The 8,494-nt window shown below is 72.6% G+C and carries 7 protein-coding genes; 3 read left to right on the forward strand and 4 right to left on the reverse strand.

The features are described from left to right. Nucleotides 1-148 precede the first annotated feature (148 nt). Nucleotides 149-1,492 carry an extracellular solute-binding protein gene (locus AB0F40_RS22215; protein WP_357472748.1) on the reverse strand — a complete coding sequence of 448 codons (1,344 nt, stop codon included), beginning with the start codon at nucleotides 1,490-1,492 and terminating at the stop codon, nucleotides 149-151. A 276-nt stretch (nucleotides 1,493-1,768) separates the two neighbouring features. After that, a complete protein-coding gene (locus tag AB0F40_RS22220; RefSeq protein WP_357472751.1) occupies nucleotides 1,769-2,293 on the reverse strand; it encodes a DUF2505 domain-containing protein in 525 nt (174 codons plus the stop codon). 157 nt (nucleotides 2,294-2,450) lie between these two features. On the opposite strand from AB0F40_RS22220, the gene AB0F40_RS22225 reads away from it, so the two are divergent. Further along, nucleotides 2,451-3,932, forward strand: coding sequence for a histidine kinase N-terminal domain-containing protein (locus AB0F40_RS22225; RefSeq protein WP_357472762.1), 1,482 nt, complete (start codon nucleotides 2,451-2,453; stop codon nucleotides 3,930-3,932). 143 nt (nucleotides 3,933-4,075) lie between these two features. On the opposite strand, the gene AB0F40_RS22230 is transcribed toward AB0F40_RS22225, so the two are convergent. Continuing rightward, nucleotides 4,076-4,324 (reverse strand): WhiB family transcriptional regulator, encoded by a 249-nt coding sequence (locus tag AB0F40_RS22230; protein ID WP_026365970.1) that lies wholly within the window; start codon nucleotides 4,322-4,324, stop codon nucleotides 4,076-4,078. Between the two features lie 540 nt (nucleotides 4,325-4,864). On the opposite strand from AB0F40_RS22230, the gene AB0F40_RS22235 reads away from it, so the two are divergent. Then, nucleotides 4,865-5,035: a hypothetical protein gene (locus AB0F40_RS22235; protein ID WP_357472754.1), complete on the forward strand. Its 171-nt coding sequence runs from the start codon at nucleotides 4,865-4,867 to the stop codon at nucleotides 5,033-5,035. Here AB0F40_RS22235 and AB0F40_RS22240 read toward each other — a convergent pair. After that, a complete protein-coding gene (locus AB0F40_RS22240) occupies nucleotides 4,998-7,970 on the reverse strand; it encodes an FtsK/SpoIIIE domain-containing protein (RefSeq protein ID WP_357472757.1) in 2,973 nt (990 codons plus the stop codon). The genes AB0F40_RS22235 and AB0F40_RS22240 overlap by 38 nt on opposite strands. Nucleotides 7,971-8,275: 305 nt before the next feature. Here AB0F40_RS22240 and AB0F40_RS22245 point away from each other — a divergent pair. Further along, a partial coding sequence (locus AB0F40_RS22245) for an ATP-binding cassette domain-containing protein (protein WP_357472760.1) occupies nucleotides 8,276-8,494 on the forward strand: 219 nt, incomplete at its 3' end.

An 8,494-nucleotide genomic window follows, 5' to 3' on the forward strand; every position in this document is an offset into this window, starting at 1 on the left:
GGTGTGGTCGCGTGACGTACGAGCACGTCGGCGTACCTGCGCTGGAAGCGCTCCCATCCCTAAGCTGTGGTAGCGCTTCCACGGACACTGATCGTTGCGTCAGCCACTGTCCCGTGTCAAGGGGAGTCCCGGGCGAAGACTGCTTCTCTCATTCCTTCACCCGCAGATCACCCACGGTCTGCACCGCCTGGTTCCAGGCGATCTCCGGGCCGCTGCTGCCCGTGTCGACCGCCGTGAGGGCGTTGTTCACCTCGTCGCGGATGGCGAAGTAGTACGGCCCCTTGTACGGCGCGCCGTCGATGGACAGCGAGCGCTCGGTGAAGATCTTGCCCACCGGTGCGTCGTTGAAGAACGGGTGGATGTAACCCTGGACGGCCTCGGAGTCCTGCGCCTTGAGCTGCGACGGGAACACACCTGCCTCGGTGAAGGCCTGCGTCTGCTGCTCAGGGGCGGTGAGCCATGCGGCGAGCTCCTTCGCCTCCTCGGTGTAGGCGCCCGCTGACGGAACGGTCAGGAACGAGCCACCCCAGTTGCCGCCGCCGCCAGGAAAGACGTTGGCGACGTCCCAGCCCTGCACGCCTTCGGAGTTGATCTCGATCGAGCCCATCATCCAGCCGGGGCACAGCATTGTCGCGAACGCGTCCTGCTGGAACCCGGCGGTCCACTCCGGGGTCCACTGGACCAGGCCGGCCGAGAGGTCGTCACCGATCGCCGTCGTGATCTGGTCGTAGACCGAGCGGACCTCGCTGTTGGTCGCCAGATCGGTCGGCTTCTGGGTCGCCGGGTCCTCGAACGCAGCCGGAAGCTGGTTGATCATGCCCTGGAACATGCCCGTGGCGCCGTCGAACCACGCCACGTCGGACTGCTCGCTGAACTGGCGCCCGACGTCGAAGTAGCGCTCCCAGGTGGCGTCCTTGCCGCCGAGGAGCGCGGCGACCTCCCCGCGCTCGGACGGCAGGCCCGCGGCCTCGAACAGGTCGGCGCGGTAGCAGATGGCCTCGGGGCCGATGTCGGTGCCGTAGCCCAGCAGCTTGCCTTCCGGTGTGGTGGCCTGTGCCACCTTCCAGTCCACCCAGCGCTTGGTGACCTCAGCGTCCGTCAGGTCCTCGAAGAGGTCGGGGTGCTGCATCAGCTCCGGCATCCAGTCGACCTCGGCGGCCACGACGTCCGCGAGCTCGGCGCCGTCACCGGTGGTGTATGCCTTGAGCATCTGCAGGCGCGCCTCGTCCGAGGTGGGGGCCACGATGTGCTCGACCGTGACGTTCGGGTGGTCCTTCGTGTATGCCGCGAGCAGCTCGTCGGTGTACCCGAAATTGTTGAACGTCGACACCGTGAGCGTGATCGCCGCGTCCTCGCCCTCTGCGTCCGCGGGGCTCTGCCCCAGGAGCGAACCGCAGGCGGTGAGGGGCAGGACGACGGCTACGAGCGCGGCGACGGCCGCGCGTCTGGGCGCGACGGTCCGGCTTCGGACCGGTCCGTGTTTGCTGGGCACTGGAACTCCTCGTGATCGGGGCGCGTGTGTCGGGGCTGAAAGCGATATCAGAGCACAAAGTTGCCCACATCCGACACGAATGTTCGTTCAGGTTCTAGCACTCGGCGGGCGAAATGGGCAGAGGCTGAACGAACCGCAGGTTGCAATTGGGAAACTATGTCCGAAATGGCGGGGATGTGCCAGGCCGGGGGAAGGGTTCCGTCAGGAGTGGTCCGGCCGCGGTGCTCGACGCGGCCGGCAGCGGGCGCTCCCGAGGGGCGTCCGGAGCGGGACGGCTCAGGCCGTTCCCGTGCGCTTGCCGGCGAGCCAGTCCCGGCCTGCCTCCGCCTCGGTCTCCAGGGTCGTGCGTACCGCGCTGACCGCCGCTTCCTCGATCACCGCGCCGAACAGGGGCACGGTCGCTCGTACGTCGCCCGCATAGGTGAGCCGCGTCCCGCCGTCGGGCAGAGCGGTCAGGGCGGCCGTGGCGGTGACTCGCACCGGTGCCCCCATGATCTCGACGGCCACCGTGCCGGTGCGCCGGCCCTCCGCCGCTGCCTCCCAGGCCTCTGCCTGGCGGATCTCGAGGTGCGCGCCCACGAACGGACGGGCCTGCGTCGGGATGATGTCGGTCGGGAGAGTCCGCCGGACGACCACGGTGAAACCGTCGGCAGCGTTACCGGTGACGTCGGCCTGCTCGACCGCGCCGTTCACGGATCCGGTGGAGCGCTGGGCACGCCACCGCACGAACGACTCGTCGGCGAGCATCGCGGAGACGTCGTCGATGTTCGCGGGGAACGTCAGGTCCACTGTCAGGTGCACGGGCTTTCCTCCTCGCGCCGACGGAGCATGCCGGTGGTGGAACTCTAACTGACGCGTTTACGCGTCCGATCCGGCGGGGTGGCGTCCCGGCCGTGGGTACGCGCTGTGCGCGCAACGGGTAACGGGTGGTTCCGCATAGGCTGGGCGCGTGTCTGCGATGAGTGACCTGATCCTTGAGCACGCCGACCTCGAGCCGGCCGATGTGGAGTGGCTGCATCTGCTTGTCGGTGACTGGCAGGTGGTCTCGGACCTGGCGTTCGCGGACCTCGTGCTGTGGCTGCCCACCGACGACGGCCGGTTCGTCGCGGTCGCGCAGTGTCGTCCCTCGACGGGAGCGACGGTGCACTACGACGACATCGTGGGCTCCTTCGCGCCAGAGGGGCAGCGTCCGCAGCTCGCCAAGGCGATGGCCGAGGCCAAGGCGCAGCGCGCCAGGGAACCGCGCTGGTTCGGCGCCTACGCGGTGCGGGAGGAGGCGATCCCCGTGGTGCACAAGGACACGGCCGTCGCCGTGATCGCGCGGCAGACCAATCTCGGCTCGGGGCGCACGCCGTCGCGGCTGGAGCTGAACTACGTCGAGGCCGCCGACGACCTCGTCGCGATGATCCCGCGGGGCGAGTTCCCGCTGCCGAACGCGGCGACGGGCTCGCGGCGCGGTGCGCCGCGCGTCGGCGACGGGCTGATCCGCCTCAACTCCGAGGGCGAGGTGCTCTACGCGAGCCCGAACGCCCTGTCGTGCTTTCACCGGCTCGGCGTGATCGGCCCGCTCGTCGGGCAGTCGCTCGTCGAGGTGACGGCGGAGATGGTCGAGCAGCTCAAGCCCGTCGACGAGTCGCTGCCGCTCGTCGTGATGGGCAGGGCGCCCTGGCGCACGGACATCGAGGCGCACGGGGTGTCGCTGTCGCTGCGTGCGATGCCGCTGACCGACCGCGGCCAGCGCATCGGCGCAGTCCTGCTGTGTCGCGACGTGTCGGAGCTGCGCCGGCGCGAGCGGGAGCTCATCACCAAGGACGCGACGATCCGCGAGATCCACCACCGGGTGAAGAACAACCTGCAGACGGTGGCGGCGCTGCTGCGGCTGCAGGCCCGGCGCATGGACGTGCCGGCCGCGAAGGAGGCGCTCGAGGAGGCCATGCGGCGCGTCTCGACGATCGCCCTGGTGCACGAGAGCCTGTCGCAGACCCTGGACGAGCAGGTGGAGCTCGACGACATGGTGGGCAGGGCCCTGCGCCTCACGGCCGACGTCGCCTCGGCGGGCACCTCGGTCCGCACCGTGCGCAACGGCTCGTTCGGGATGGTGCCGGCGCAGGACGCCACGCCGCTCGCCCTGGTGCTCACCGAGCTGGTCACCAACGCGGTGGAGCACGGGTTCGTGGGGCGTGCGGTGGGCACCATCGAGATCGGCGTGGAGCGGCACCAGTCGGACCTGCGGGTGGTGGTGGCCGACGACGGCGTCGGCCTGCCCGAGAACGGTGGTGCCGGCGGGCGGGGCCCTGGCAGCGGACTGGGCACGCAGATCGTGCGCACGCTCGTCACCAACGAGCTCGGCGGGACCATCGAATGGTCGACCCGCGAAGGCGGAGGCACCCAGGTAGAACTGCAGCTCGTGCTCCGCGTAGCGGATTCTGCGCGGTCCTGAGCCGACTGCCTGGACGCCCATCGGCGACATTCGGGCACGTCGATCAGGGTGCCCGGGCACCCGGGCGAAAAGAATGACGCGAGCCGCGCCTGGGCGAAGGGGGAGTGCTCAGGCGCGGCTCGCGGAGAAGGGTGGTGCGGAGGTCAGCCCGCGCGACGAGCGCGCGCAGTGCGGCGCTTGAGCGCACGGCGCTCGTCCTCGCTCATACCGCCCCAGACGCCGGCGTCCTGGCCGGACTCGATAGCCCACTTGAGGCAGGTATCGACGACGTCGCAGCGACGGCACACTGCCTTGGCCTCCTCGATCTGCAGCAGGGCGGGGCCCGTGTTGCCGATCGGGAAGAACAGCTCGGGATCCTCTTCGAGGCATGCTGCGCGGTGGCGCCAGTCCATGGTCACGTACTCCTTGGAAGGAACTACCCGCCGTCCGGCTCGCCAGGTGGGAGCATCGTCGTCGTGCGTCTGGGGCGCACAGGTCTGGTTATGGATCGTTTTTCCGATCCCTGTGCGCCAGGCGGCGACCGACGGGGGTTTGTTCGGGGGTGTGGTGGCTTGCTGCGTCTAGGTTCACACGCTCGTGAACACTCGCACAAGGGGTTACGGGCAAGTTTCTGCGCAGTGAACCCTGAGGTATCCGTCACACTATTGTGAATAGGCCTCTCACCAGTATCCTAGTCCGTCGTGCCAGTACTGGAAGCCTTTTTCGCACGCCGTGTCCCGGCGTTTCTTCGTGCCCTCGTGATCGGCGTCCTGGCCGAGGTGATCGGACTCGTTGCTTTCGCCGTGGTGTTACTTGGCGAACTCCTTACGGGTGGTTCCTCATCGGTCGGGGTGAGCCTCTTTCTGGTTCTCTTCCTCCTGGGTGTTGCCTGGGTTCTTGTGATGTCCGGCCGAGCGCTTCTGGCCGGCCGTCGTTCTGGTCGCGGACCGGTCGTGACCTGGCAGCTCTTCCAGATCATCGGGTCCGTCGCGGCGATCGGCGGCGGCACCGGGATCGCCGTCGCGGGCGGCTGGGCGGCGCTCGTGATCGCCGTCGCCGTGGGTGCTCTGCTCATGACGCCCTCCGTCACGGCGGCGACGTCGGGGACCGGCTCCGAGGACTGACTCCGGCCTCCAGCACCTGGCAGAGCACCGGATCGCCCCGGCCGCACCACGCGGCCCGACCCGGTGGGCCGCCCGAGCCGGCGAGCGTGACCGGCGCCCCGAGCACGACGTCGGCCGCCCGGTCGGTGCCGAGCAGGACCAGCTGGGGCCCCACCCGCGATGCCAGGCCACCCATCGACGGGCTGTCGGCCGACAGCGCGAACGCGACCGCCGACCGCAGCGCGGAGGGTGGCACGGTCCCGCGCACGTCCTCGACCCCGTCGACGAGCACCAGGGTGCGGGCGGTCGCGCCGGCCTCGGCGAGCAGCCGGGCCACTGCCCCGGCGTCGTCCGGACGGGCCGTCCCGCAGTAGCCGGGGTGGTGCGCCAGGGGCGCGAGCGCTCCGGCGTCGCGGGCGATCCCGTGCACCGTCCAGCCGAGCCGGAGCGCGGCCAGCGCGACTGTGACCAGCGCGGTGGTGCGTCCGGAGCGGGCCCGTCCGACGACCGCGAGGTGACCGTCGCCCGGGTTCCACGTGACCGTCGTACGGCGTTGCCGCTCCGGGTCGTCGCCCAGGGCGAGGGCGAGCCCGGCCCGGTCCCGCCGGGTGGCCGGCGGCAGGTCCGCGACGGTGACCCTCGGGGGAAGCTGCGGGAGCCACGGGGGAGCCCCCGGTTCGTGCCCCAGCGCACCCGCCGCGCGACGGGCTGCGTCGACCACCAGGGTTGCGACGTCGGGCGGCCCGGGAGCGAGCGGGGCGCCCGGTGCGTGACCACGGGGTCCGGTTGTGGTGGGCGTCGCCGCGGGGCGGTCGCCGGCACAGGGGTTCGCCGGCCAGGCCGGCGCGCGGCGTACCGGTGGCAGCTCGGCCTCGGGCGGCGCCGTGGCGTGCGCACACTGCAACGGCACGGGCGGCGCCGAACCCAGGCGCAGCACCGCTCGGCCCGGTGCCGTGACGGGGATGCGCGCGGCGGCGGGGTCGTCGAGCACGTCGCGCGACTCCAGCGGATCCGTCACGCGGAGCGCGAGGCGCGCGCTGACATTCGCGCGCAGGTCAGGCCCGACGGCTCCGCCGGGGCGCTGCGTGGCGGGCACGAGATGCACACCGAGCGACCGCCCCTGCGCTGCGACCCGCAGGAGGCCAGGCAGGAACTCGGGCAGGTCGTCGGCCAGGGCACGGAACTCGTCGATCACCACCACGAGCCGGGGGAGCGTTCCGGCCGGCAGCATGGCGACGTCGGGCACGGCGTGGGCGACGAGGACCCGTTCGCGGCGCCGCAGCTCCGCCCGCAGCCCGGCGAGCGCCCGCGCGGCGAGCCCTGGTTCGAGGTCGGTGACCTGGCCCACCACGTGCGGCAGGCCGGAGCAGGCGCCGCCGAGGCTCGCACCGCCCTTGAAGTCCACCAGGACGAGGGCCAGGTCGGCGGGGGAACGGGTCAGCGCGAGCCCGAGCACGAGCGTCTGCAGCAGCTCTGACTTCCCCGACCCGGTGGTGCCCGCGACGAGCAGGTGCGGCCCGTCGCGGACCAGGTCGAGGCACACGGCTGCGCCGCCCGCTCCGATGCCCAGCGGCACCGTCCAGCCCGCGGAGCGGGACCACCGCGCCGCGAGCGACCGTGGCTCGGGTACCTCGGTGAGGCCGTGGACCCTGGTCAGGGGGACGACGCCGGGGAGCTGGGCGCCGTCGGCCTCCCCGGCGGCGGTCCGACCGAGCCGGGCGGCGCCGGCGAGCAGGCGAGCCAGGTGCTCCGCCCACTCCGTCGTGACGCCGACGAGGGGCACGGTGCGCGCGGCTCCGTCGGGCCCGGTGAGTCGGACGCGACGGGCGTCGAGCACGCGCACGACCGCGCGGCACCCGGGCGGGACCGCCCCGACGGACACCACGAGGTCGACGGCGGGCGGGGCGCCAGGCAGAGCGCCGGACCGGGGGCCTGCCGTGCTGTCCAGCACCAGGACGAGCGGGCCGCCCCCGGGCAGCCAGCGCACCCAGGACCAGCCCGCTGTCCCGTCGCCGACCTGCACGGTCGCGCCGCGGGCCGCGCGCCCGGCGACGAGCGCGCGGGCGACCGAGCGGGCGAGGTCGCCCGGCCCGACGACGGCGACGGAACCGTCCTGCAGCAGCTGATCCCAGGGGTCGTCGGGCGCTGTCGGCAGGAGGTGCATGCCCGCGGCCGAGGTGGTGCCGGAGGCGCACGGCGAGCCAGGAGCACGTGCGGCGGCGTGGGCCTCCCGCGCCGCCGCCCAGGCGCCCGGCGAGACGTGGAGCGCGGCATGCGCGAAGGCCAGGAGCCTGCTCGGCCCCGGCAGCCCGCGCGACCGGTCCCGCGGGGTGCCGGTGGGCGTCGCCCGCTGCAGGGCGGCGCGGAGCTGTGGGAGTGCCACAACCAGGCCTACCAGCGCGAACACCGCGAGGAGCGGTTGACGCAGAGCAGCGGCGAGGGCAAGTGAGGCGGCAGCGGGGAGCAGCGTGAACATCCAGTGGACCCCGCCGGGCGGGGCCACGGGGCGCGGAGCGAGCCACGCCGCTGGACCGCGTGTCCTGCGGATCGCGAGGCGCCCGCCCGGCCGCAGCCGGGCCCAGGTGCGGAGCGCGCCCAGGGGCCCGTCGGCGCCCACCGTCGCTCCGGCGTCCGGCCCGGTGACCCGGGTGACGAGCCAGGGTCGGGCGGCCACGGACCGGAGGCCGGGGCCGGGTGCTGGTTCGGCCACCGCCTGGCCGGGCCGTCGCACCCGGAGGACGGCGCCGGGCAGCAGGGGGCGTTCGCCGACCACCCCGTCGTCGGCCACGGCCGCGCCATCGACGGTGAGCGCGGCGTACCGGAGCTCGGGGCGCCGGGTGAGCGTCGCGAGGGGTGCACGCAGGTCGCCCAGGCGGGTGCCCGGGCGGAGGAGCACGTCCTCGCCGGGGTGCAGGGTCACGCGCACGGCGCCGTCGGACGACGGGGGTCGGGTCATGTACCCAGCCTCGTCGCGTACCGCTCCGGAGCGGGGCCGGCGCCGGGGTTCCTGTGCACGATCCGGCCTTCCACAGGCCGGCCGTCGTGCTCCGCGCGGCACAACCCCTGAGGGTGTGCCCCTACTCCGGGCCATCGGACGTACGACCAGGGGATGACGCCGCCCGGGAAGGATCAGGCTGACACCCGATGTCCAGACGTCACCCGGCTCCGTAAGTTCGTTTCTGCCGGCCGTACCGGGGGTCAACCCCGGGAACGCCGGACCACTTTTCAGGACTCAGCAGCATCGACTCGAGGAGCAATCTCGTGGACACCACCGTGTACGTCCCGGCGGACCAGCCGGCCCCGGCGCCGGGCGCAGCCGCCCGCGCCGTACGGGCCCGGAGCCTGACGAAGACGTACGGCAAGGGTGAGGCCACCGTGCGGGCGTTGGACGGTGTGGACGTCGACTTCGAGCAGGGCCGGTTCACCGCGATCATGGGCCCGTCCGGATCCGGCAAGTCGACCCTGATGCACCTCCTGGCC

Origin of the sequence: Promicromonospora sp. NPDC023987 (assembly GCF_040639055.1) — a bacterium.
In the GTDB taxonomy this organism is placed as follows: domain Bacteria; phylum Actinomycetota; class Actinomycetes; order Actinomycetales; family Cellulomonadaceae; genus Promicromonospora.

Excerpts from the sequence above, each read along its gene's own strand:
- AB0F40_RS22225 (WP_357472762.1), top strand. The coding sequence starts at position 2,451 with ATGAGTGACCTGATCCTTGAGCACGCCGACCTCGAGCCGGCCGATGTG.
- AB0F40_RS22240 (WP_357472757.1), bottom strand. The coding sequence starts at position 7,970 with ATGACCCGACCCCCGTCGTCCGACGGCGCCGTGCGCGTGACCCTGCAC.
- AB0F40_RS22230 (WP_026365970.1), bottom strand. The coding sequence starts at position 4,324 with ATGGACTGGCGCCACCGCGCAGCATGCCTCGAAGAGGATCCCGAGCTG.